This is a genomic window from Paraburkholderia sp. WC7.3g (assembly GCF_050436345.1).
In the GTDB taxonomy this organism is placed as follows: domain Bacteria; phylum Pseudomonadota; class Gammaproteobacteria; order Burkholderiales; family Burkholderiaceae; genus Paraburkholderia; species Paraburkholderia podalyriae.
The window spans coordinates 312,139-333,964 of record NZ_JBNDMA010000004.1; the positions used below are offsets into that span (position 1 = coordinate 312,139).

General features: G+C 63.0%; 25 protein-coding genes. 10 read left to right on the forward strand and 15 right to left on the reverse strand.

Features of this window, described 5'->3' with window-relative positions; translation table 11 throughout:
* Positions 1-75 precede the first annotated feature (75 nt).
* Complete coding sequence (locus OKW43_RS34770; protein WP_187637640.1) at positions 76-876, reverse strand: transporter substrate-binding domain-containing protein; 801 nt, start codon at positions 874-876, stop codon at positions 76-78.
* A gap of 202 nt (positions 877-1,078) precedes the next feature.
* Here OKW43_RS34770 and OKW43_RS34775 point away from each other — a divergent pair, with 202 nt between their 5' ends.
* On the forward strand, positions 1,079-1,282 hold the full coding sequence (locus tag OKW43_RS34775) for a hypothetical protein (protein WP_246530278.1): 204 nt from the start codon (positions 1,079-1,081) through the stop codon (positions 1,280-1,282).
* Between the two features lie 27 nt (positions 1,283-1,309).
* Here the strand turns inward: OKW43_RS34775 and OKW43_RS34780 are convergent, their stop codons facing one another.
* The gene (locus OKW43_RS34780; protein WP_187637673.1) at positions 1,310-2,065 is read right to left on the reverse strand and encodes a DeoR/GlpR family DNA-binding transcription regulator; all 756 of its coding nucleotides are present in this window, start codon (positions 2,063-2,065) and stop codon (positions 1,310-1,312) included.
* Between the two features lie 78 nt (positions 2,066-2,143).
* Here OKW43_RS34780 and OKW43_RS34785 point away from each other — a divergent pair, with 78 nt between their 5' ends.
* The gene (locus OKW43_RS34785) at positions 2,144-2,743 is read left to right on the forward strand and encodes an NUDIX domain-containing protein (protein WP_187637638.1); all 600 of its coding nucleotides are present in this window, start codon (positions 2,144-2,146) and stop codon (positions 2,741-2,743) included.
* Here OKW43_RS34785 and OKW43_RS34790 read toward each other — a convergent pair.
* Entirely contained in the window at positions 2,726-3,460 is a 735-nt protein-coding gene (locus OKW43_RS34790) for a haloacid dehalogenase type II (protein ID WP_187637637.1), read from the reverse strand. The genes OKW43_RS34785 and OKW43_RS34790 overlap by 18 nt on opposite strands.
* 188 nt (positions 3,461-3,648) lie before the next feature.
* Here OKW43_RS34790 and OKW43_RS34795 point away from each other — a divergent pair, with 188 nt between their 5' ends.
* Positions 3,649-4,095 carry an SRPBCC family protein gene (locus OKW43_RS34795; protein ID WP_187637636.1) on the forward strand — a complete coding sequence of 149 codons (447 nt, stop codon included), beginning with the start codon at positions 3,649-3,651 and terminating at the stop codon, positions 4,093-4,095.
* 181 nt (positions 4,096-4,276) lie between these two features.
* Here the strand turns inward: OKW43_RS34795 and OKW43_RS34800 are convergent, their stop codons facing one another.
* Positions 4,277-4,516, reverse strand: coding sequence for a hypothetical protein (locus OKW43_RS34800; protein WP_187637635.1), 240 nt, complete (start codon positions 4,514-4,516; stop codon positions 4,277-4,279).
* Between the two features lie 273 nt (positions 4,517-4,789).
* Between OKW43_RS34800 and OKW43_RS34805 the strand changes: the two genes are divergently transcribed.
* A complete protein-coding gene (locus tag OKW43_RS34805) occupies positions 4,790-5,062 on the forward strand; it encodes a hypothetical protein (protein ID WP_187637634.1) in 273 nt (90 codons plus the stop codon).
* A gap of 81 nt (positions 5,063-5,143) precedes the next feature.
* On the opposite strand, the gene OKW43_RS34810 is transcribed toward OKW43_RS34805, so the two are convergent.
* The 6 genes from OKW43_RS34810 to OKW43_RS34835 all read right to left on the reverse strand — a co-directional run bounded on the left by OKW43_RS34810 (position 5,144) and on the right by OKW43_RS34835 (position 10,580).
* A complete protein-coding gene (locus OKW43_RS34810) occupies positions 5,144-6,049 on the reverse strand; it encodes a cation diffusion facilitator family transporter (RefSeq protein WP_429452915.1) in 906 nt (301 codons plus the stop codon).
* Positions 6,050-6,324: 275 nt separating this feature from the next.
* On the reverse strand, positions 6,325-7,092 hold the full coding sequence (locus tag OKW43_RS34815; RefSeq protein WP_429452917.1) for an ABC transporter ATP-binding protein: 768 nt from the start codon (positions 7,090-7,092) through the stop codon (positions 6,325-6,327).
* Positions 7,093-7,129: 37 nt separating this feature from the next.
* Complete coding sequence (locus tag OKW43_RS34820) at positions 7,130-7,843, reverse strand: ABC transporter permease (protein ID WP_187637631.1); 714 nt, start codon at positions 7,841-7,843, stop codon at positions 7,130-7,132.
* Positions 7,840-8,529, reverse strand: coding sequence for an ABC transporter permease (locus OKW43_RS34825; protein WP_187637630.1), 690 nt, complete (start codon positions 8,527-8,529; stop codon positions 7,840-7,842). Before OKW43_RS34825 ends, OKW43_RS34820 begins: the two co-directional genes overlap by 4 nt.
* A gap of 73 nt (positions 8,530-8,602) precedes the next feature.
* Entirely contained in the window at positions 8,603-9,376 is a 774-nt protein-coding gene (locus OKW43_RS34830) for an ABC transporter substrate-binding protein (protein WP_429452920.1), read from the reverse strand.
* Positions 9,377-9,662: 286 nt separating this feature from the next.
* On the reverse strand, positions 9,663-10,580 hold the full coding sequence (locus tag OKW43_RS34835; protein ID WP_187637628.1) for a LysR family transcriptional regulator: 918 nt from the start codon (positions 10,578-10,580) through the stop codon (positions 9,663-9,665).
* Between the two features lie 423 nt (positions 10,581-11,003).
* Between OKW43_RS34835 and benA the strand changes: the two genes are divergently transcribed.
* The 5 genes from benA (at position 11,004) to OKW43_RS34860 (ending at position 16,068) form a co-directional block, all read left to right on the forward strand.
* Entirely contained in the window at positions 11,004-12,371 is a 1,368-nt protein-coding gene (gene benA, locus OKW43_RS34840) for a benzoate 1,2-dioxygenase large subunit (protein WP_187637627.1), read from the forward strand.
* Positions 12,368-12,859: a benzoate 1,2-dioxygenase small subunit gene (benB, locus tag OKW43_RS34845; RefSeq protein ID WP_429452923.1), complete on the forward strand. Its 492-nt coding sequence runs from the start codon at positions 12,368-12,370 to the stop codon at positions 12,857-12,859. Before benA ends, benB begins: the two co-directional genes overlap by 4 nt.
* 25 nt (positions 12,860-12,884) lie before the next feature.
* Positions 12,885-13,907 (forward strand): benzoate 1,2-dioxygenase electron transfer component BenC, encoded by a 1,023-nt coding sequence (benC, locus tag OKW43_RS34850; RefSeq protein ID WP_187637625.1) that lies wholly within the window; start codon positions 12,885-12,887, stop codon positions 13,905-13,907.
* On the forward strand, positions 13,904-14,695 hold the full coding sequence (locus OKW43_RS34855; protein ID WP_429452925.1) for a 1,6-dihydroxycyclohexa-2,4-diene-1-carboxylate dehydrogenase: 792 nt from the start codon (positions 13,904-13,906) through the stop codon (positions 14,693-14,695). Before benC ends, OKW43_RS34855 begins: the two co-directional genes overlap by 4 nt.
* 155 nt (positions 14,696-14,850) lie before the next feature.
* Positions 14,851-16,068, forward strand: a complete 1,218-nt coding sequence (locus OKW43_RS34860; RefSeq protein ID WP_429452927.1) for a benzoate/H(+) symporter BenE family transporter — start codon at positions 14,851-14,853, stop codon at positions 16,066-16,068.
* Between the two features lies 1 nt (position 16,069).
* On the opposite strand, the gene OKW43_RS34865 is transcribed toward OKW43_RS34860, so the two are convergent.
* The 5 genes from OKW43_RS34865 to OKW43_RS34885 all read right to left on the reverse strand — a co-directional run bounded on the left by OKW43_RS34865 (position 16,070) and on the right by OKW43_RS34885 (position 21,382).
* Positions 16,070-17,527 carry an efflux transporter outer membrane subunit gene (locus OKW43_RS34865; protein ID WP_429452929.1) on the reverse strand — a complete coding sequence of 486 codons (1,458 nt, stop codon included), beginning with the start codon at positions 17,525-17,527 and terminating at the stop codon, positions 16,070-16,072.
* Positions 17,528-17,608: 81 nt separating this feature from the next.
* Positions 17,609-18,724, reverse strand: coding sequence for an ABC transporter permease (locus OKW43_RS34870; protein WP_187637672.1), 1,116 nt, complete (start codon positions 18,722-18,724; stop codon positions 17,609-17,611).
* Between the two features lie 32 nt (positions 18,725-18,756).
* The gene (locus OKW43_RS34875) at positions 18,757-19,740 is read right to left on the reverse strand and encodes an ABC transporter ATP-binding protein (RefSeq protein WP_429452931.1); all 984 of its coding nucleotides are present in this window, start codon (positions 19,738-19,740) and stop codon (positions 18,757-18,759) included.
* A complete protein-coding gene (locus tag OKW43_RS34880; RefSeq protein ID WP_429452933.1) occupies positions 19,737-20,702 on the reverse strand; it encodes an HlyD family secretion protein in 966 nt (321 codons plus the stop codon). The genes OKW43_RS34875 and OKW43_RS34880 overlap by 4 nt, the downstream gene beginning before the upstream one ends.
* On the reverse strand, positions 20,699-21,382 hold the full coding sequence (locus tag OKW43_RS34885; RefSeq protein ID WP_187637619.1) for a TetR/AcrR family transcriptional regulator: 684 nt from the start codon (positions 21,380-21,382) through the stop codon (positions 20,699-20,701). The genes OKW43_RS34880 and OKW43_RS34885 overlap by 4 nt, the downstream gene beginning before the upstream one ends.
* A gap of 157 nt (positions 21,383-21,539) precedes the next feature.
* Between OKW43_RS34885 and OKW43_RS34890 the strand changes: the two genes are divergently transcribed.
* Positions 21,540-21,770 carry a hypothetical protein gene (locus tag OKW43_RS34890; protein ID WP_429452935.1) on the forward strand — a complete coding sequence of 77 codons (231 nt, stop codon included), beginning with the start codon at positions 21,540-21,542 and terminating at the stop codon, positions 21,768-21,770.
* The last annotated feature ends 56 nt before the right edge of the window (positions 21,771-21,826 follow it).

Here is a 21,826-nt window from a genome sequence, read left to right on the forward strand (position 1 = left end):
CGCTCGGCGAGCAAACGGTGTACCCGCGTCGACCATTCGGCAAGTCGGCGCAGGTGCGCGAGAACGACGAGAGAATTACTGTGCGATGGGCTGCGTCACGTCCGTGCCGAACCAATGCATCGAGATCTTTTTCAGCGTGCCGTCCTGCTTCAGTTGCGTTAGCGCGTCGTCGAGTGCTTTTGCAAACTTCGGATTGTCCTTGCGGAACGGGATGCCCATTTCCTGATCGGCGCCTTTCAGCACCGCGCCCGTGCGCAACGGCAACTGCGAGTTCTTGATGATATATGGCAGCATCAGCCGGTCGTCGATCGTCGCGTCGATACGCTTTGCGGCGAGATCGCGCAGCTTCTCGGGCGCGCCCGGATAAGTCAGCACGTTGATGCCCGGTACTGCGCGCGCCATCTGGTCGTAGTTGGTGCCGAGCGTCACGCCGATCTTCTTGTCGCCCTTGAATTCGTCGAGCGATTTGAACTCGCGCTTGTCGTCCGCTCGTTGGATCAGCTGTGCGGCCGAGTACGTGTATGGCTGACTGAAATCAAGAATCTGCTTGCGTTGCGGCGTAATGGTGACCTGATTGATGATCACGTCGAATTTGCCGCTTTGCAGCGCCGCGATAATGCCGCTCCACTCGGTCGGAATAAATACCGGCTTCACGCCGAGCTTCGCTGCCACGGCCTTCGCGACATCAACGTCGAAGCCCTCCAGTTCGCCGTCCTTGTTGCGCGAGTCGAACGGCGGATAGGTGCCTTCGAGACCGATCTTCAGGACTCCGGCCTGTTTGACGGAGTCGAGCAGATCTTCGGCGTGAGCCGCGACTGCGGTAAAGCTGAGAGCAGAGAGCGCCAACGCGTTTATAAGCAGCTTCGAAAGTTTCATTGAGTGTCTCCTCTGTACTTGAATATCAGGCTGCGCAACGCAACGATTTCACGATCGTGTCCGCAACCCGGCCGTGTCGTCTCTCAGAACAAGTCGGGTTGCGGGCGTCATCCTAGCACTCCAAAAGTCGTCTGTTTTATCTTTGTTCGGAAGCGGGCGCGCGCAGGCCGCCGGTCCGCAGACGCACGAGGCGATTGCCTGCATGTTGCCGAAAGGCGATGCGGCGATGAAGACGATCGTCGATCGCGCGATTGCGAAGATCGAACGGGACGGCGAGGGCGGGAAGCTCTATAAAACGTGGTTCATGTCGCCGATTCCGCCGAAGGGTATCAACCTCGACATGCCGATGAGCGACACGATGAAGGCGGTGTTCGAGCATCCTAACGATCGGCCGATGGACGATTGAGCGCGCCGGGTGTCGACCTCGATACCCCTACGCCCGCACCACGGTCACTCCCGCCGCTTCTATCGGTTTCGTCGATGCCGCGCTGGTCTTCTTGTCGACCACGATGGTCTGCGCGAGCGTGATATCGCCGATCACGAACGGCGACGCGGCGTTCAGTTTCGACGCGGAAGCCAGCACGACCGTTTCCGCCGCGCGCGCGGCAAGCGCGCGCTTGATCGCCGCTTCCTCGAAGTCGCCGGTGCTCAGGCCCGCGCTCGGATGCACACCCGTCACGCCCATGAAGTACAGATCGGCATGGATGCGCGCAATGCCTTCCATCGCCGCGGCGCCGACGGCGACGATCGAATGTTTGTAGAGCCGCCCGCCAATCAGGATCACGTCGACACACGGATGCGCGGCAAGCGCCGTGGCGACGCTCGGGCTATGCGTGACGATGGTCGCGTGCAGGTCGGACGGCAGTTCCTGGACCAGTAGCGCCGACGTGGTGCCGCCGTCGACGATCACGGTTTGCCCCGGCGCGATCATCTCGACCGCTCGCCGCGCGATGCGCCGCTTGGCGGCGGTCTCGATGTCCTGACGCTGCTCGAATGACGCGAGCGCGGCCGACGCGGGCAACGCGCCGCCGTGAACCCGCTGCAGCCGCCCCTGTGCGGCCAACTCGCGTAGATCGCGGCGGATCGTATCTTCCGACACCCCAAACGCCGCGCTCAGTTCGCCGGCCAGCACCTGGCCGTTGCGCGCGAGTTCGTCGAGGATCGCCTTCTTGCGTTGGGTCGTCAACACTGTTTGCACGAAACATCTTGAAATTGCACGAAATTGCACGGTACCATGAATCCTTGTGGCTCGTCGACGGGAGGCACCATGACTGCAACGAAAGACCGGATTCGCATGGTCGGAACGACCTTGCTATCGGACGACTGGTACACGCTGAAGAAGGTGACGTTCGACTTCCTGCGCCGTGACGGCACATGGCAGCGCCAGAACCGCGAGACCTACGATCGCGGCAACGGCGCCACGATCCTGTTGCACAGTCCACGCACCGGCCACGTGATACTCACGCGACAATTCCGCATGCCTGCGTTCGTGAACGGTCACGACGGGATGATGATCGAAGCGCCGGGCGGATTGCTCGACAACGCTTTGCCGGAACAACGCATCCGGCTCGAAGTGGAGGAGGAAACGGGGTATCGCGTGGATCGGGTCCACAAGATTTTCGAGGCCTACATGAGCCCGGGATCCGTGACCGAAAAGCTCTATTTCTATGTCGGCGAGTATGACGCTTCGATGCGGGTGAACGATGGCGGTGGCGTGGAGGACGAAGGCGAAGATGTCGAAGTGATCGAAATGCCGTTGCAAACCGCGTTGCGAGCAATCGACGATGGCGAGATTGTCGACGGCAAGACGATCATGCTGCTGCAGTATGTTGCTTTACGTGGGCTGGCGTCAGCGCGCGCAGCCTAGTTGCGTCGCGAGTTCGTGCAGGTCGTCGACGACGAAATCCCACGCCTCGTCTGCCTTCAGATCGCTCGTCTGATGGGGACCATGCTCCGTTGGCCGCCCTACGAAAGCGGTGCTGAGGCCGACGCGTCGGGCCGCGGCGAGATCGTTGTTATGTGCGGCAACGAGGCATAGTTCGCGCGGCGCGAGGGCGAGAATCTCCGCCGTTTCGCTATAGACCCGTGGCGAGGGCTTGTAAGCGCGGACGACCTCGGCACCGAGAATGGCATCCCACGGCAAACCGGCACGCTTTGCGATGTCCATCATCAGGCGAATGTTCCCATTCGAGAGTGGCGCAATGATGAAGCGCCGCTTCAGTCGATGCAAAGCGTCGACGGCATCAGGCCAGGGGTCCAGACGATGCCAGGCGAGGTTCAGCTCATCGATCTCCGGCTCCGAAGCGTTGGCGATGCCGAAATGCGCGAGCACTTTGACGAGGTTTTCGCGGTGCAGTACGTCGAGCCGCACATACGGTCTGCGTCCGCTGCGCACTTCTTCCATCGCGGGCGAATACTCGCGACGCCACGCATCCGTGAATTCGGACACGTCGAGATCCGGCGCGTGCCGCTTCAGAAACGGTTGTGCTTCGCGCGCGACACCGCTGCGCCAGTCGACCACGGTTCCGAACACATCGAATACGAAAGCTTTGATGCCGGTTTGATTCGTCGAGTCGATGCCCATGACCTTCCTTTATCGCTGTTGCAAGAACAATCCATCTCAGGCGAAAAGCAAGCAAGCGAAAGCAGCAGATGCGACGGCTCGTGTCGGTGCCGCCTACGGGTTTTGCCTGGTCTCGTGCGTGTCGATTCCCGCAACGCGGGAGCGTCGTGAGAGTATGTTCAACCCCTCCAGTGAAAGGCGAACTTACCATGGCTACCGGAACCGTCAAATTCCACCGCGTTTTGCGCACGACGCCCGAGCGTGTGTATCGCGCGTTCCTCGATCCCGCCGCGATGGCGAAATGGCTGCCGCCGTATGGCTTTACCTGCGACGTGCATCAGATGGATGCGCGCGTCGGCGGCAGCTACAGGATGTCGTTTCATAACTTCGGCTCGGGCAAGGGTCACTCGTTCGGCGGCGAGTACGTCGAACTCGTGCCATTCGAAAAGATTCGTTACACCGATCAATTCGACGATCCGAATCTGCCCGGTCAGATGCATACCACCATTTCATTGCGGCAGGTGTCGTGTGGAACCGAATTGAGCATCGTGCAGGAAGGCATTCCCGAGATGATTCCGGTCGAAATGTGTTACCTCGGCTGGCAGGAGTCGCTTGCGCAACTGGCCAAGCTGGTCGAGCCGGAAATCCCGGACTGACACGATAAAAATAGGCTGGCTGCTGTGCCACTAGAGCAAGGGGTGAGCACCCTCCGCTCACCTTTCGGGCAACGCTTGATGAACGTGCGGATTTTCCCAGTGAACAGGAGGCGATTCGCACTAGCTACCTGGCGAAGCGGTACTTCATCAAACTGCTCGTCAACCAAGCGTGCGTGCGAGCTTAATCGGAAGTGACGGAAGTCTCGGCGAGACCGGATTCGATAAGAATCATCATCGTGGTCTGCAGTTCGTCCAACGGCGTAGCAGTCACCGCAATCGCTACCCCATCGGATTGCGGAAGCAGTCCAGCGAATGCCGCAATACCCGTCCCGCAAAGTGCTATGAGTACGGCGGCAGCCAGTACGGCTGCACTGCCGCGAACCGCATGCTTGGGAGCGAAGTCCGCAAAACATCGCATCATGGCTATCTCCGGTTGACGCAGTCTTGGCAAGCAATGGTCGTGCCGACGTAGGGGGCGGTCAGGGAAGACTGCTGTCGGCAGGGCGGTTTTGCGTTGACTGCTTTTGCGACAGTCACGAAGTGAGCTGAGATGGTGGGAGCCGCCATACACTTTGACCCGCTGCGACGCTTCGGAGCCAACATTTCGTGATTGTCGTGTACCGAATACTGACGCATGCCGACGAACCAAGGCGCCAGCGCTAGACTTGCTCGAGCAACCAGAAGGAGACCTGTGATGATGCGCAAGACGCTCAATGCATCGCAGCTTCAGCAGGAAGTCGACCGGCGAATCCATCGACTGCCGGAAATCGTCGAGGATGGCGTCAAGATTCGTGTGCCGCGACCGCAGTTGCAAGAGGCTGACAAGACAGGCTGCAACTGGAACATGACCCACTTCGGCAACGCGGTCGGTTTCGAGCGCGACATCGAGGCGGTACTCAAGGCCGTGCGTGCGGAATACAACCTCAATACCGAAGTGAAAGACACCGGCAACCCGTTCGGGGACTAACCGCGAAAGACATCGATGCGTTGTTCGCTTTCGATGGCGTGGGCGCTCACGGTGCGCTGATCCGTGATGTTTCGAATGGCGTCACAACCAGCGCGGGTCGCGCGTGAACGCGACCGTCAGCCAGCGGTCCGGGCCCGATTCGCCGATCGCGCGCGAGATCCTGTCGCGGATCTGATCGAGCTGACGCACGCCGGCGTGCTCCATCGCCTCGGGCAACACGATGTGCACTTCGACGAACAGACCCCGGCCGACGCGCGTCGCATAGTGCGAGTGCTTGACAAAGCCATAGTCGGCGGTCAGTTGCCGCATCAGGTCGCGCAACTCGCGCTCCAGTTCCGGCGGCGTGATCAGCAACACTTCCTTGACCGCGCCGATCACGGTTCCGATCGGCACCGGAATCAGGACGAGCGTCAGGACTGCCAGCACGCCTGGGTCGATGTACGGCGTCAGGTGGCCGTGCCCGATTCGTTCCAGCAGCCATGCAATCGAAAATGCCAGCAACAGCGCCGCGCTGATGCACGCCGACATCAGCCAGCTCTTGATGTCGAGCCCGATCAGTTCGGAGTCGATCGCGCGATTCACGCGCCGCTCGCGCAAGAACATGACGAAGGCGAACGCGGCAACCACCACTGCGTAGAAGATGCCCCAGCCGAACTCGAGCTCGTGGCCGCCATCGAGCAGCCCTTTGATCGCGTTGATGAATGCGTAAAAGCACAGCACCGACAGCAGACTGCCGTTGAACACGAGCACGAGCGGCTCGATGTGCCAGAAGCCGTGCTGAAAGCGTCGACTGCTCTCCTGCCGCAGCAGGCGGGTGACGAGCAGCGACAGGCTGCACATCGCGGCGTCAAGCGCGGAGAACATCCCATCGAAGATGATCGCCAGCGAGCCGCTGAGAATCCCGACCGCGATGCCGAGTCCGGCGATCATCACGGTGCAAAGCAGCGATTGTTTGAGGATGCGCTGTTCCAGGTCCGTTGCTTTCATGGTCTGAGTGGCCGCCCGTGGCTGAAAGACTTCAGGAGTGAAGGGAGTATATCGGGCGCGAGTGGCCAGAAATATCGCCGCTCGGTTGACGACTCGAAAACGCGACTAACGGTCGAGCCGATTGGCGCCTGCGCGGTTGCCGGAGGGAGAGAGCGAACACTCGGTGTATCTGTGAACAGCGCGGAGACCAGTGCAATCTGGTGAGTGGCGCAGTCGTTCTGGAGATGATTCGGGATAAGGCGCGAGGCTGAACGATGCGCCATACCCCGCCGCCGCTACTTCAACCGCCCCGCCAGGAACTGCTGCAACCGCTCGCTACGCGGATTCGTCAGCACCTGTTGCGGATGCCCTTGCTCCTCGATCTTGCCCTGATGCAGGAACACGACATGATTCGACACGTTGCGCGCAAAGCCCATCTCGTGCGTGACGACGATCATCGTGCGGCCTTCTTCGGCGAGTGCCTGCATCACACGCAGCACTTCGCCGACGAGCTCGGGGTCGAGCGCTGAGGTCGGCTCGTCGAACAGCATCACCTCCGGTTCCATCGCCAGCGCGCGGGCAATCGCGACGCGCTGCTGCTGACCGCCCGACAGATGCGACGGATATTTCTTCTCCGTGTTGGCCGGCAAGCCTACCTTGGTCAGATACTTGCGAGCACGCTCTTCGGCTTGCGCGCGGCTCAATCCCAGCGCGCTGATCGGCGCCTCGATGATGTTCTCGAGCACCGTCATGTGCGCCCACAGATTGAAATGCTGGAACACCATCGACAGACGCGTGCGCATCGTCTGCAACTGTTTCGGATGGGTCACGCGTAGCGAGCCGTTACGGTCGGCGCTCGTGTTGATTTCCTCGCCGTTCAGCGTGATGCGGCCGGAGCACGGTGATTCGAGAAAGTTGATGCACCGCAGAAAGGTGCTTTTCCCGGAGCCGCTCGACCCGATGAGGCTAATCACGTCGCCCGCCTTCGCCTTCAGCGAGACGCCCTTCAATACCTCGTTGTCGCCGAACTTTTTGTGCAGGTCGTCGACCGTCAGCTTGTACATGCTCGTGTGCTCCATCATGGCGCGAATGCGCCCGGGTTTAATGCCCTTGCGGTTTCAGATAAGCCAGCAAACGGACTTCCATCTTGCGAAAGCCCCAGATCAGCGCGAACACGATCGACGCATACAGGATCGCCGCGATGCCGTACGCCTGGAACGTCGCGTAGGTCGCGGAGTTGACGTCGCGCGCCACTTTCAGAATGTCGGGGACCGTCGCGGTGAACGCGAGGGTCGTCGCGTGCAGCATCAGAATCACCTCGTTGCTGTACGAGGGCAGGGCGCGCCGCAGCGCCGAAGGCAGGATGATGCGCGTATGCAGCTTGAACTTCGACATGCCGTAAGCCTGGGCCGCCTCGATCTCGCCGTGCGAGGTCTCCCGGATCGAGCCGGCGAAGATCTCCGTCGCGTACGCGCATTCGTTCAGCGCGAATGCGAGCAGCGTGCAGTTCATCGCATTGCGAAAGAAGCTGTCGAGCATCTGGTGCGAATGGACGAAATGCAGACTGTAGAGGCCCGTGTAGATCAGCAGCAACTGAACGTATAACGGTGTTCCGCGGAACACGTAGGTGTAAAGCCACACGGGTCCGGAAAGGTAGCGGTTGCGCGACGCGCGCGCGATCGCGAGCGGCACGGCAAGCACGAAACCCAGCACGATCGACGCAACCAGCAGCCACAGCGTGATGACGAGGCCGGTGTAGTTGAAGCCGTCGGTGAACAGGTAGTTCTGCCAGTATTGACGAATCAGTTCGATCACAACGCGGCCCTCCGTACGCCGGTCGAGTAGCGCTTCTCGAGGCGGTTCAATACCAGGTTCGAAATGGTGGTGATGGCGAGGTAGATGGCCCCGGTCGTCAGCGTGAAAAAGAAGAACGACTGCGTGCTCTTGCCGGCGTCCTGCGATGCCTTGACCACGTCCGCGAGACCGATGATCGACACGAGCGCGGTGGCCTTGACGAGCACCTGCCAGTTGTTGCCGATGCCGGGCAGCGCGAAGCGCATCATCTGCGGGAACAGGATGCGGGCGAACACGCGCCGCGCGCTCATGCCATAGGCGAAGCCGGCTTCGATCTGTCCGCGCGGCACGGCGAGAAACGCGCCGCGGAAGGTTTCGGTGAAATACGCGCCGTAAATGAAGCCCAGTGTGATGACGCCGGCGAGGAACGGATCGATATCGATCTGCTCCATGCTGAACACGTCGGTCAGATCATTGAGCCAGATCTGGATGCTGTAGAACAGCAGCAGCATCAGCACGAGATCGGGCACGGCGCGGATCAGCGTCGTGTACAACGTGCCGATGCGCGAGAGCACGCGGTTGGTCGACAGCTTCGCGGCGGCGCCGAGAAGTCCGAGCGCAAACGACGCCGCGAGCGACAGCACCGCGAGCTTGATGGTTACCCACGTGCCCGCGAGAAGCAGCGGACCGAAGCCTTGAAAGAGCATGGGAGTGTCCTATCGGTTGGAGCGGGCTCATGAAGCGGGCTCTTGAAGCGGGCTCGTGGGGTCGGGCGCGGGCTTAACCGCCGTACACGTCGAAGTCGAAGTACTTCTTCTCGATCTTCTTGTAGGTGCCGTCCTTGATCATGTCGGCGATCGCCTTATCGAGCTTCGTCTTCAGATCGGCGTCTTCCTTGCGCATGCCGATGCCGGCGCCGTTGCCGAGGATCTTCGGATCGTCGATGTCCTTGCCGACGAAGTCGAAGCCCGCGCCGCGCGGCGTCTTCAGGAAGCCCTGGTCAGCCTGCACCGCGTCCTGCAGCGCTGCGTCCAGACGGCCCGACTGCAGGTCGGTATAGACCTGGTCCTGATTCTGGTACGGCACGACCTTCACGCCCTTCGGTTCCCAGTAGGTCTTCGCGTAGGTTTCCTGGATCGTGCCCTCTTCGACGCCCACCGTCTTGCCCTTCAGCGATTCAGCGGTCGGCAGGATGCCCGAGCCCTTCTTCGCGACGAGGCGCGTCGGCGTGTTGAACAGCTTCGACGAGAAGGCGATCTGCTCAGCGCGTTGCGGCGTCATCGACATCGACGACAGCACGCCGTCGAACTTCTTCGCCTTCAGTGCCGGAATCATGCTGTCGAAGTCCTGCTCGACCCACACGCACTTCGCGTTCAGACGGCGGCAGATTTCGGTGCCGAGGTCGACGTCGAAGCCGACCAGCTTGCCATCGGTCGCTTTTGATTCGAACGGCGCGTAGCTCGCATCCACGCCGAAGCGGACCGTGGACCAATCTTTGGCGAAGGCGCCGCTGGCAGCGAGCGCGAGGGCGAGGGACAAGGCGAGTTTCTTCATAAAGTCTCCGGGAGGGCTACTGCGAGGTGCGATGTTGTATAGACAAATTATCCCGGACAGGCAACGAGCGGCAATCGGGGTTAGTGCCTACGGGCGCGCGCGGAGGAGCGGAGAATAGGCTTGTAAGCGTTTGTAGATAGGCGAGACAGGCTGATTGAAGGGCTGCGGACGCAGTCGCGAATTTTGGCGTATACCCGCGGTCTATATCGTGGTTGATATCTTGTCCATACAACTTCGCTACGGCAACGTCCGCCTGGCCGTCGAGCCGGCGAAACAGCAACCCGCACTACTGATGCGAAGGCGGCAGATAGGTCATGTGCTCTTCGTCGTACAGCGCGTAGATCAGTTCGAGCATGCGCCGGATGTCGGCCGATTCGTCGAGCATGCGCATGCTCATGATGATGGGCGACACGAGGTTCTGATCGTCGAGGTCCTTGTAGGCGACGTCGCCGCGCTGCAAGCCGTAGACGCTCGCCGGCACGATCGCGATGCCTTCGCCCGCGCCGACGAGGCCGAGTGCGATCTGCAACTCGCGCGTCTCGTAGAGCCGCTGTGGCTTCAGGCCGCGATCGTGAAACGCGGCGAGCACCTGATCCGCGAAACTCGGCCGCGGCGCCTTCGGGAAGATGATCAGGGTTTCGCTGGTCAGGTCGTGCAGCGACAGCACCGGCTTCGCGTCGATCAGCGGATGATCGAGCGGCAGCGCGACGATCATCCGCTCCTCGCGCAGCACGACGCGCCGGATGCTCGGGTCTTCGTGACGAATGCGGCCGAAGCCGACGTCGATGCGGCCTTCCTTGAGCGCCTTGATCTGATCCATCGTCGACATCTCGTGCAGGCTCAGCTCGACGGTGCTGTTCTCGGTGCGAAAGCGGCGGATGATTTTCGGCAGCATGCCGTACAGCGTCGAGCCGACGAAGCCCACCGACAAACTGCGCTCGATCTTGCCGACGCGCCGCGTCATCGCCTCGATTTCCGACGTCTGCGCGAGCAGTTGGACCGCGTGCGAATACAGGAAGCGGCCGGCCTCGGTCAGCTTCAGCGGCCGCGAGTTGCGCTCGAACAGCTGCACGCCGAGCGTCTCCTCGAGCTGCTGGATCTGCCGGCTCAGCGGCGGTTGCGCAATGTGCAGCCGTTTGGCGGCTCTCGTGACATTGCATTCCTCGGCGACGGCCACGAAGTAGCGCAAATGGCGCAGTTCCATAGAAATACCTTCTAAGTATCGTCGCGATACTAAATCAGTGTTGGACGATGCAAATGGCGTAGAACTATCCTTCAGTTACCGTAGACGCCCCAAAAATTATACCTCCCGGGCATTGACGCCCGGGCCCGGTCCGAAGCTTCGCCCGGCCCCGGGGAGACGGCGCAGGCCAACCCTCGCACATGGATCCAAGACCAGCAACGAGTTCAGGAGCAGCAATGAGACATGCTGAAATCGCAACCCTGATGAAGGGGTTGTCCACCAAGGTCGACCGCATGCGCGCGACGCCCTGACGCCATCCCGGAGGCGCACCGCCTCCGCTCCCCCGACGTGAAAAGACCAACGGCCACCGGCCTCCCGGCAGGCAGGCCGCTTCCTATACGCGTGCATCGCACGCATACCGACAGTCCGAATCAGGAGACAGGCATGATTCCGATCTACCCGGATCACACTCCGCAACTGAAGAACATCGACGACTTTCTCGTGGAAGACCGCGAGCGCGGCGATTACCGCCTGCATCGCAGCGCGTTTACCGACGAGCGTCTGTTCGAACTCGAAATGCAGCACATTTTCGAGGGCAACTGGATTTACCTGGCTCATGAGAGCCAGATTCCGAACAACAACGATTACTTCACGACCTACATGGGCCGTCAGCCGGTCGTGATCGCACGCAATCGTCAGGGCGAGCTGAACGCGTTCATCAACTCGTGCACGCATCGCGGCGCGATGCTGTGTCGCCACAAGCGCGGTAACAAGGCAACTTATACGTGTCCGTTCCACGGCTGGACCTTCAACAACAGCGGCAAGCTGCTGAAGGTCAAAGACCCCGAGGGCGCGGGCTATCCCGACTGCTTCAACAAGGAAGGCTCGCACGACCTGAAGAAGCTCGCGCGCTTCGGCAACTATCGCGGCTTCCTGTTCGGCAGCCTCAGCGACGACGTGCCGCCGCTCGAGACGTTCCTCGGCGAGGCCGCGCGCATCATCGACATGATCGTCGACCAGTCGGAACAGGGCCTCGAAGTGCTGCGCGGCTCGTCGACGTACACGTACGAAGGCAACTGGAAGCTGACCGCGGAAAACGGCGCGGACGGCTATCACGTGTCGGCCGTGCATTGGAATTACGCGGCGACGACCAATCATCGCAAGGAAGAGAACGCGCGCGAAGACAAGATCCGCGCGATGGATGCCGGCAGCTGGGGCCGTCAGGGCGGCGGCTTCTATGCGTTCGAGTACGGTCACATGCTGCTGTGGACGCGTTGGACGAATCCCGAAGACAGGCCGAACTTCAGCCGCCGCGACGAATTCGCCGCGCGCTGCGGCACCGAGCGCGCGGACTGGATGATCCAGAACTCGCGCAACTTGTGCCTCTATCCGAACGTGTATCTGATGGACCAGTTCGGTTCGCAGATTCGCGTGCTGCGACCGCTGTCGGTCAACAAGACCGAGGTGACGATCTACTGCATCGCGCCGAAGGGCGAGTCCGACGAAGCGCGCTCGCGCCGCATCCGTCAATACGAGGACTTCTTCAACGTGAGCGGCATGGCAACGCCCGACGACCTCGAGGAATTCCGCGCCTGCCAGTTGGGCTACGCAGGCCGCGCTGTCGAATGGAACGACATGTGCCGCGGTTCGAAGCACTGGATCGACGGCGCGGACGAAGCCGCGCAAAAGATCGGCCTCAAGCCGGTGATGAGCGGTGTAAAGACCGAGGACGAGGGCCTCTACACGGTGCAGCACCGCTACTGGATCGACACGATGAAAAAGGCGCTGCATGCGCCGCGGAGCCGCGCATGAGCAACATCGCCATCACCGATATTCAGGCTTTCCTGTTCCGCGAAAGCCGCCTGCTCGACGACGAGCAATGGGACGAGTGGCTCGCCTGCTATCACCCGGACGCGTCGTTCTGGATGCCGTCGTGGGACGACGAGGACAAGCTCGTCACCGATCCGCAGCGCGAAATTTCGCTGATCTACTATCCGAACCGCCAGGGTCTGGAAGACCGCGTGTTCCGCATCAAGACCGAACGTTCTAGCGCGACGATGCCCGACACGCGCACGAGCCACAACGTCGCCAACGTCGAAGTGGAGAGCGAGGACAACGGCGTGTACACGGTGCGCTTCAACTGGCACACGCTGAGCCATCGTTACAGGACGAACTACAGCTACTTCGGCATGTCGCGCTACGTGATCGACTTCAACGGCGCGCAGCCGCAAATCCTGAGCAAGTACGTCGTGCTGAAGAACGACTACATCAATCAGGTCATCGACATCTACCACATCTAGCCGGCGCGGTTGCAGGAGACAGGCCATGGAACACACTATTGCACTTCAGTTCGAAGACGGCGTCACGCGCTTCATCAACTGCCGCGACAATGAAACGCTGTCGGACGCCGCATACCGGCAGAAGATCAACATTCCGCTCGATTGCCGTGAAGGCGCGTGCGGCACGTGTCGCGGGCTGTGCGAATCGGGCGCGTACGACATGCCCGAGTCGAGCTACGTGGAGGACGCGTTGACCGCTGAGGAAGCGGGCAAGGGCTATATCCTCGCGTGCCAGACCCGGCCGCGCTCGGACCTCGTGATTCGCGTGCAGGCGTCATCGGCGGCGTGCAAGACCGGCGTGTCGCGTTTCGAAGGCACGCTCGCGGCGGTCGAGCCGCTGTCGGATTCGACGATTCAATTCTCGATCGATATCGACGGCGCGAGCGCACCGAGCTTTCTCGCGGGTCAGTACGTGAACGTCGAGATTCCGGGCGCGAGCGGCGAGAGCCGGTCGTATTCGTTCAGTTCGGCGCCGGGCGTGACGCGCGCGGCGTTCGTCGTGCGCAACGTGCCGGACGGCAAGATGAGCGGCTATCTGAGCCGCGACGCGCAGCCGGGGCAGCGCATCGGCCTCACGGGCCCGTATGGCAGCTTCTATCTGCGCGACCCGCAACGTCCGGTGCTGTTCCTCGCGGGCGGCACCGGCATCGCGCCGTTCCTGTCGATGCTCGATGTGCTGAAAGCGAGCGGCAACACGCAGCCGGTGCGCCTCGTGTACGGCGTGACCAACGACATCGATCTGGTTGCGCTCGAACAGATCGAAGCAGCGCAGCGCACGCTGCCAGACTTCAGCTATCGCACCTGTGTCGTCGATTCCGCGAGCAGTCACGCGCGCAAGGGCTACGTGACCGCGCACGTCGACCGCGAATGGCTGAACGACGGCGACGTCGATGTCTACCTGTGCGGCCCGGTTGCGATGGTCGAAGCGGTGCAGGGCTGGCTGCGCGACAGCAGCGTCGAGCCCGCGAGCTTCTACTACGAAAAATTCTCGGCGAGCAACGTAGCATGACTTCGACCTTTATCGATCGCTTCAAGGACAAGGTGCTCGTCGTGACCGGCGCTGGCCAGGGCATCGGCCGTGGCGTCGCGTTGCGCGCGGCGGGTGAGGGCGCGGCTGTGGTGCTGGTCGACCGTTCGCCGATCGTGCACGAGGTGGCCGACGAGATTGCGCGCGCCGGCGGCGACGCGCGCGCGTTCATCGCCGACCTCGAAACGTATGCGGGCGCGGCGGCGATGACGGCCTTCGCGATCGATGCGTTCGGCCGCATCGACGCGCTCGTCAACAACGTCGGCGGCACGATCTGGGCGAAGCCGTACGAGGAATATGAAGCGGAGCAGATCGAGGCCGAGGTGCGGCGTTCGCTGTTCCCGACGCTGTGGTGCTGCCACGCGGTGTTGCCCGCGATGCTCAAGCGCGCGAGCGGAGCAGTCGTCAACGTATCGTCGATTGCGACGCGCAGTATTTATCGCGTGCCGTATGCGGCGTCGAAGGGCGGCGTCAACGCGCTGACCGCGAGCCTCGCATTCGAACATGCCGGACACGGCATCCGTGTCAACGCGGTCGCGACCGGCGGCACCGAAGCGCCGCCGCGCCGCGTGCCGCGCAATACGGCGCCGCAAAGCGATCACGAAGCGACGTGGTATCAGGGCATCGTCGATCAGACGATCGCGTCGAGCCTGATGCATCGCTACGGCACGATCGACGAACAGGTCGGCGCGATCCTGTTCCTCGCTTCCGATGAAGCGTCGTATATCACCGGCACCGTGCTGCCGGTCGGCGGCGGCGATCTGGGCTAGCGAGCGGCGGGCGCCGAACCGTGCCGATAGGCCGCGCGGCGATTGTCCTTCATACTATCGGCCCGGAACGACTCCGGTGACTTGCGGTGACTTGTGTTGACACGCGCCGCCGGGCGCGCGTCAACAACAGCGGGCCGCCTTGACCCACATCGACGATGAATCCCACCCCTAGCCAGGCGCCGACCACGCGCGCCGTTGCGGCCGACTGGTCCGTGTCCGCCATCGTGGCCGGCTTTCTGGCCGTGCTGATTTCATACGCGGGCCCGCTCGTGATCTTCTTCCAGGCGGCGCAAGCGGCCCACCTGCCCAACGAGATGGTCGCGTCGTGGGTATGGGGCATCTCGATCGGCGCGGCGGCCTCCGGCATCTTCGCGAGCTGGAAGCTGAAAGTGCCGGTCGTGACCGCCTGGTCCGCGCCCGGCACCGCGCTGCTCGTCGGACTATTTCCCGCATTGACGCTGCATCAGGCGGTGGGCGCGTACCTCACCGCGGCCGTGATCATCCTGCTGATCGGCGTATCGGGCTATTTCGACCGGATGGTGCGCAGCATTCCGAAGGGCATCGCCTGCGCGATGATGGCAGGCATCCTGCTGCAGTTCGGCACGCATGCGTTCAAGGCGGTGGCGTCGATGCCCGCGTTGGCGTTCGGCATGATCGGCGCGTACATCGTGTTCAGGCGCCTGCTGCCGCGCTATTGCATCGTGCTCGTGCTGCTGACGGGAACGGTGCTCGCCATCGCGCTCGGCGCCGCGCACCTAAGCGCGTTGCCGCTGCAAGTCACGCGGCCGATCTTCATCAAACCCGAATGGACGCTGAGTTCGACGCTGAGTTTTGCGTTGCCGCTCGTGGTCGTCAGTCTGACCGGGCAGTTTCTGCCGGGGATGGCGATTCTGCGCGTGTCCGGCTATCACACGCCGGCCCGGCCGATCATCACCGCGACGAGCATCGCCTCGATCGGCGTGGCGTTTTTCGGCGGCATCACGATCGTGATCGCCGCGATCACCGCGGCGCTGTGCACCGGCAAGGATGCGCACGACGACCCGGACAAGCGCTATATCGCGGGGATTGCGAACGGCGTGTTCTATCTGCTCGGTGGCACGTTCGCCGGCGCGATCGTCGCGCTGTTCGCGATGCTGCCGAAGGAGTTCGTCGCGATTCTGGCGGGCCTCGCGTTGATCGGGGCCATCACGACGAACGTGATGGGCGCGATCCAGGACGAAGACCATCGCGAGGCCTCGGTCATCACGTTTCTCGCGACCGCATCCGGCATGACATTCCTCGGACTCGGCTCCGCGTTCTGGGGCATCGTGATCGGCTCGTTCGCGTACCTCGTGCTGAACAGGCTGCGGCGCGACGCGGCGGCAAACCGATGACTCAGGGCCGCGCCCCGAGCGCCTGATACAGCGCGGCGGTATCGGCATAACGCTGCGCGGCGGCTTTGGTGCGATCGAGTCCGGTCTGCAATGCCTGGCGCTGCGTATCGAGCAGCGTCAATTGACTGATGCCGCCTGCCGCATACCGCTGACTCGCGATACCGGCGCTGCGTTGCGCGCTGCGTTGAGCCGCATCGAGCGCCTGCAACGCAAGCGCGTCCTGATCGAGCGCGCGCAGCGCGTCGGCGACCTGTTGCAGTCCCTGCAGCACGGTTTGCTTGTAGACCGCGAGCGCCGCTTGCCAGGCCGCCTCGGACGAACGCTTGCGCGCCAGCAGCTCACCGCCGTGAAACAGCGGCTGCGTGAGACCCGCGCCGAAATTCCACACGTTGAAGCCCGTCAGCAGGTCGGACACGTTGACGCGTTCGGTCGCCGCGTTGCCCGACAGCGTGATGCGCGGATAGAGGTTCGCGGTCGCGACGCCGATATTCGCGCTCGCCTGATGCAACAGCGCCTCGGATGCGCGAATGTCGGGCCGCTGCTGCGCGAGCGTCGACGGCAACGTCAGCGGCAGATCGGCCGGCAGCACGAGCGTATCGAGGTCGAGCGCGGCGAGTTCGTGCGTGGCGCTCAGTTCCGCCGGCGCGCGTCCCAGATAGATCGCGAGTAGGTGATCGGTCTGCGCGAGCTGCGTGCGCAACGGCGGTAACGTCGCGCGGGTTTGCTGCACGAGCGTGCGCTGGCTCAGCAGATCGACCTCGGAGATACCGCCCGCGCGATAGCGGTGTTCAGCAATATCGAGTTGCTGCGTCTGGTTCGCGAGCAGCGCTTCGGTGACGGCGATCTGCCGCGCAAGCGACGCGCGCCGGATCGCCGCCGTCACGACATTGCCCGCGACCGTCAAACGCGCGGCTTCGAGTTCGTATTGCTGATAGTCGACCTGCGCGGCCACCGCTTCGAGCGCGCGGCGATTCGCGCCGAACAGATCGAGCGTGTACGACACCGTGACCTGCGCGCTGTACAGCGTGAACGGCGCAAACGAGCGGCCCTGCGTCAGCTGGCCGAAGCCGAGCGCCTCGGGATCGATTTTCTCGCGCGTGGTCGACAGGTTCGCGTCGACTTGCGGCCATAGCGTGCCGCCCGCCTGCGCGCGATAGTCCTGCTGCGCTTCGTCGAGTTTCGCGCGGGCTTGCGCGAGGGTCGGGCTGTCGTCGAGCGCCTGTTGCACGAGCGCGTTCAGCACCCTCGAGCCGAAGGCACGCCACCAGCCGTCGCCGGGTACATCCGTCGGCACGAAGTGTTGCGCGGCGCCGCCGGGACCGTCGGATGCGACGGTGCTTGCCGCAAGCGGCGCGGCCGTATAGCTCGACACGCTGGTCATGTCGGGTCGATGGAAATCCGGGCCGACGGTGCACGCGCACAATGCCGCGCTTGCGCAGAAGCCGGCGAGCCGGCGCATGGCGGGACGCTGGGACCAACAAGCCGCGCGGCGAAATACCACGACACGAAAGCCAGGAGCGGAACACATTGCAGGCCTTCCTCAATCGAGCGTGCGCCGATAGAACTTCACGGCGATACCCATTACGACGAACAGAAAGATCAGCAGTGGCCACACGTGCGGCCACATGTCGGCCCAACCGACGCCCTTGAGCAGAATGCCGCGCACGAGCCGGTTGAAGTAGGTGAGCGGCAACAGGTTGCCGATGTACTGCGCCCAGTTCGGCATGCCCGCGAACGGGAACATGAAGCCCGACAGCAGGATGTTGGGCAGAAAATAGAACATCGTCAGCTGCATGGCCTGCAACTGGTTCTGCGCGAGCGACGACAGCGTAATGCCGATCGTCAGATTGGCCGCGACGAACAGCAGGGCGGACAGATACAGCGCGATCAGACTGCCTTCGAACGGCACGTTGAACACGAAGCGCGCCGCCGCGACAATGATGCTGACCTGAACCAGACCGATCGCCACGTAGGGCACGATCTTGCCGGTCATGACTTCGAGCGGCAGTACCGGCGTGGCGAGCAGATTTTCCATCGTGCCGCGCTCGCGTTCGCGCGTGATCGCAAGGCCCGTCATCATCACCATCGTCATCGTCAGGATCACACCCATCAGGCCGGGCACCACGTTGTACTGGGTGATGCTCTCGGGGTTGTACAGCCGGTGCAATAGAACATCGAAAGCGGCGGGGCCGACCGCCAGCGACGACAACGGACCCGTCAGGTCTTTCTGCAACACGGATTGCGCGATCGACGGCAGCGCGCCAAGCGCGGTGCCCACCGCGGTCGGGTCCGTCGCGTCGGCTTCGACGAGCAGCGATGGCCGCGCGCCCTTGGCCAGATCGCGCGTGAAACCGACGGGGACGTTCAGCACGAACAGCACCTTGCCCTGCGCGAGCGCGCGGCGGCCGGACGCTTCGTCGGGCAGCGTCGACACGATGTCGAAGTAATCGGAATTGCGCATCGCCATCACGAAGCTGCGCGTGAATTCGCTGTGATCGGCGGCGATCACGGCGGTCGGCAGATGCTTGGGGTCGGTATTGATCGCGAAGCCGAACAGCGCCATCTGCATGATCGGCAGGACGATCATCATCGCAAACGTGATGCGGTCGCGCTTCAGTTGCAAAAACTCCTTGCGCACGATGCTCCACCAACGCATCAGCGAAAAACGCGGAAGGCGGCGTGCGGAATTCACGATGCCGGCTTCGCGGAAGGGGTGGCGTAATTGTCGGTCGAGCGGTTCATCATGAAGATGAACACGTCCTCCAGGCCGGTTTCCTGTCTTTCGATCCGCAGCGCCGGGTCCGAGTGACCCAGCTGGTCGATCGTCGCGTGGAGTTCCGGCGTGTCGGGACCGCTCACGTGCAGCGACGAACCGAACGCCACCGTCTGCTCGACGCCGGGCGAGCGGCGCAGCCGGTCGCCGAGCTCGACGAGGTTCGCGCCGTACACGGCCCACGTCACGAGCCCTTGCGAATCGATGACCTGTTTCGACGTGCCCTGCGCGAGCAGCTTGCCGTACGCGATATAGGCGAGCTTGTGGCAGCGTTCCGCTTCGTCCATATAGTGCGTGCTGACGAGCACCGAGATGCCGCGTGCCGCAAGGCGGTGCAACTCTTCCCAGAAGTCGCGACGCGCGCTCGGGTCGACACCCGCGGTCGGTTCGTCGAGCAGCAGCAGTTCCGGCTCATGCAGCATGCAGGCGGCCAGCGCCAGACGCTGCTTCCAGCCGCCCGACAGCGCGCCGGCCAGTTGCTTCGCGCGGCTCTGAAGGCCAAGCTGTTCGAGCGCACGGTCCACCGCTTCGCGGCGGTTTTTCATCTCGTAGATGCGCGCGACGAAGTCGAGGTTTTCGCGGATCGACAGATCTTCCCAATAGGAGAAGCGCTGCGTCATATAGCCGGTGCGCCGCTTGATCTGCGCGCTGTCCTGCACGATGTCGTAGCCGAGACAGGTGCCGCTGCCGGAATCCGGCGTCAGCAGCCCGCACATCATGCGGATGCAGGTGGTCTTGCCGCTGCCATTCGGGCCGAGAAAGCCGAAAATCTCGCCGCGCTGCACGCGCAGCGTGACGTCGTCGACCACGTGCTTCGAGCCGAAATGCTTGTTCAACCCGTGCACGTCGATCGCGTATACGGGGTCGCTCGGCTTACCGGAGGTCGCGGGGGAATTCATTGCAGCGTGACCGTGACGGGCTGGCCGGGCCGCAGCTTCGGCGCGTCGGCGATCTGGGGTCTGGCTTCGACCATGAACACGAGCTTCGCGCGGCTTTCGTTGCTGAAGATCACCGGCGGCGTGTACTCGGCCTGGTCGGAAATGAAGCTGAGCACGGCTCGTACGTCGGCGGCGCAACCGTCGCAATGAATCGATACGCGACGGCCCGGCGCGAGCGAGCCGACCACCCCTTGGGGCACGAAGAAGCGCACCTTGACGTTTTCCGGCGGCAGCATGCGCACGACGGGGCTGCCGGCCGGCACCCATTCGCCGCTGCGATACATGGTGTCGAACACGAGGCCCGCGTGCGGCGCGTGCACGGTTTTCTGATCGAGCTTCCATTGGGCCTGGCCGAGCTGGGCCTGCGCCGCATCGACCTGCGCCTGTTGCGCGCGGACCTGTTCGACCCGTCCGGGCAGACGCGCGACGGTGAGCTGGCTTTGCAGCTCGCGCACGCGTGCGGCGCTCGACAGCGCGTTCGCGTGCGAGTCGTCGAGCTGGCTTTGCGCGATGCCGCCCGCGCCGAGTTGCTGTTCGTCGCGGCGGAACTGCGTCGCGGCGCGCGCCGCGTCGGCTTCGGCTTGCACGAGTTGCGCGCGCGTTACGTCGACTTCCGGCGGACGCTTACCGGTTCCAAGGTCGGCCAGTTGGGCGCGGGCCGAGGCCAGTTGCTCGTTGGCCTGTGCCACGGCCTCGGTTTCGTTGCGCGCTTCGAGCGCGAAGAGCGGCGCATTCTGCGCGACGGTCTGCCCGCGCGACACCGCGAGCTCGGTCAACTGTCCCGCTTGCGAAGACGCGAGGTACAGGAACTCGCCTTCCACATAACCTTGCCACGTGTTCGCCGCTGGTCGCGAACAGCTCGCGCACGCGATGCAGAGCGCAAGCAACGCGGCGCGTCCGGACGAGTTGGCGAGCACCGTCATGACGGCTGCCTTTTCGCCCGGCGCACCGTCGACGCGGCCGTGCCTGTGGCCTTGGCCGCCGCGGTTGCGCTGATGCCTTGCGTGAGCAACGCGAACACGTGTCGTTCGAGCGTCGCGCGATCGAACGAGGTGCGCGGATTCAGGCGCTGCCAGATTCTGGCGGTTGCCTGCGGCAGCATCACGAGAGCAAGTACCGAGTTGAACAGCAGCAATGGTTCGAGCCGCGGGTTCAACTGACCCGATGCGCAGCCACGCGCGATGCTCTGGCCGAACGCGGCGAGCTTTTGCACGGGGATGTGCGCAAACGCGCGCTCGCGCAGCAGGCCGCCTTCGTTGACGATTTCGCGCAGCCATAGCGAGGGCAGCCACGGCATGGTTTCGGTGACATCGAACATGCGTTTGACGATGCCTTGCGTCAGCGCGAGCGGATCGTCGTGTTCGGGATCGACCGGGTCCCAGATCGCGCCGAACGCGGCGACGAGCCTTTCCTCGACCAATGCGTCGAGCAGCTTTTCGCGCGTCTGGAACCAGTAGTGCACCATCGCGGACGTGACGCCGCTCGCCGCGGCGATCTGCGCAACCGTCGTGTTGGCGATACCGCGCTCGGCGAACAGCGCCACCGCGACATCGAGCAGATGTTCGCGTGCGTCGAAGTCCTGCGGATGAGGACGGCGACCCATTCGTGAACGCGCGGTCTGGGGCATAGGCACCTGACTAATTGATGAATTAGTTAGTTTTAACTCATTGATATTAGGATGTTTTCTGGTGAGGAGAAGCAGGGGAAACCCTGGCGGCGAAATGACTTGAGCCATTCGCGGGCGCGACGACGGCGGCAGCATGGCAACGACCGGCGACGCGGTGGGCAACAAGATCAAATTCCGGTCTCAGCCGGAGAGCTTCACGCTGGCGCTGGATCGACTGGCGATGCATCTGGCGGACAAGAGCAGAAGGTACTCGCTCACGGAGTATCTGCCGGAGCATTACCAGCGGCGGCTCGTGGAAATCATGGAACTCGGCGAACATGCCGGCACGTCGCCTTCGAGGCGGACAGACGAGACGGTTTGCTGACAAGCTGCGCCGGGTACGGTGAGCAGCCGTTGACATTTGCCGGGATTCGCGAACGG

What these genes read in the sequence shown, in the direction of transcription:
- OKW43_RS34810 (WP_429452915.1), bottom strand. Translation starts at nt 6,049, where the DNA reads ATGAAAGCAACGGACCTGGAACAGCGCATCCTCAAACAATCGCTGCTT.
- benA (WP_187637627.1), top strand. Translation starts at nt 11,004, where the DNA reads ATGATTCCGATCTACCCGGATCACACTCCGCAACTGAAGAACATCGAC.
- OKW43_RS34790 (WP_187637637.1), bottom strand. Translation starts at nt 3,460, where the DNA reads ATGGGCATCGACTCGACGAATCAAACCGGCATCAAAGCTTTCGTATTC.
- OKW43_RS34815 (WP_429452917.1), bottom strand. Translation starts at nt 7,092, where the DNA reads ATGTACAAGCTGACGGTCGACGACCTGCACAAAAAGTTCGGCGACAAC.
- OKW43_RS34835 (WP_187637628.1), bottom strand. Translation starts at nt 10,580, where the DNA reads ATGGAACTGCGCCATTTGCGCTACTTCGTGGCCGTCGCCGAGGAATGC.
- OKW43_RS34865 (WP_429452929.1), bottom strand. Translation starts at nt 17,527, where the DNA reads ATGCGCCGGCTCGCCGGCTTCTGCGCAAGCGCGGCATTGTGCGCGTGC.
- OKW43_RS34880 (WP_429452933.1), bottom strand. Translation starts at nt 20,702, where the DNA reads ATGACGGTGCTCGCCAACTCGTCCGGACGCGCCGCGTTGCTTGCGCTC.
- OKW43_RS34830 (WP_429452920.1), bottom strand. Translation starts at nt 9,376, where the DNA reads ATGAAGAAACTCGCCTTGTCCCTCGCCCTCGCGCTCGCTGCCAGCGGC.
- OKW43_RS34805 (WP_187637634.1), top strand. Translation starts at nt 4,790, where the DNA reads ATGATGCGCAAGACGCTCAATGCATCGCAGCTTCAGCAGGAAGTCGAC.
- OKW43_RS34885 (WP_187637619.1), bottom strand. Translation starts at nt 21,382, where the DNA reads ATGGGTCGCCGTCCTCATCCGCAGGACTTCGACGCACGCGAACATCTG.
- OKW43_RS34870 (WP_187637672.1), bottom strand. Translation starts at nt 18,724, where the DNA reads ATGCGTTGGTGGAGCATCGTGCGCAAGGAGTTTTTGCAACTGAAGCGC.
- OKW43_RS34785 (WP_187637638.1), top strand. Translation starts at nt 2,144, where the DNA reads ATGACTGCAACGAAAGACCGGATTCGCATGGTCGGAACGACCTTGCTA.
- OKW43_RS34770 (WP_187637640.1), bottom strand. Translation starts at nt 876, where the DNA reads ATGAAACTTTCGAAGCTGCTTATAAACGCGTTGGCGCTCTCTGCTCTC.
- OKW43_RS34800 (WP_187637635.1), bottom strand. Translation starts at nt 4,516, where the DNA reads ATGATGCGATGTTTTGCGGACTTCGCTCCCAAGCATGCGGTTCGCGGC.
- OKW43_RS34890 (WP_429452935.1), top strand. Translation starts at nt 21,540, where the DNA reads ATGGCAACGACCGGCGACGCGGTGGGCAACAAGATCAAATTCCGGTCT.
- benC (WP_187637625.1), top strand. Translation starts at nt 12,885, where the DNA reads ATGGAACACACTATTGCACTTCAGTTCGAAGACGGCGTCACGCGCTTC.
- OKW43_RS34775 (WP_246530278.1), top strand. Translation starts at nt 1,079, where the DNA reads ATGTTGCCGAAAGGCGATGCGGCGATGAAGACGATCGTCGATCGCGCG.
- OKW43_RS34875 (WP_429452931.1), bottom strand. Translation starts at nt 19,740, where the DNA reads ATGAATTCCCCCGCGACCTCCGGTAAGCCGAGCGACCCCGTATACGCG.
- OKW43_RS34795 (WP_187637636.1), top strand. Translation starts at nt 3,649, where the DNA reads ATGGCTACCGGAACCGTCAAATTCCACCGCGTTTTGCGCACGACGCCC.
- benB (WP_429452923.1), top strand. Translation starts at nt 12,368, where the DNA reads ATGAGCAACATCGCCATCACCGATATTCAGGCTTTCCTGTTCCGCGAA.
- OKW43_RS34860 (WP_429452927.1), top strand. Translation starts at nt 14,851, where the DNA reads ATGAATCCCACCCCTAGCCAGGCGCCGACCACGCGCGCCGTTGCGGCC.
- OKW43_RS34855 (WP_429452925.1), top strand. Translation starts at nt 13,904, where the DNA reads ATGACTTCGACCTTTATCGATCGCTTCAAGGACAAGGTGCTCGTCGTG.
- OKW43_RS34825 (WP_187637630.1), bottom strand. Translation starts at nt 8,529, where the DNA reads ATGCTCTTTCAAGGCTTCGGTCCGCTGCTTCTCGCGGGCACGTGGGTA.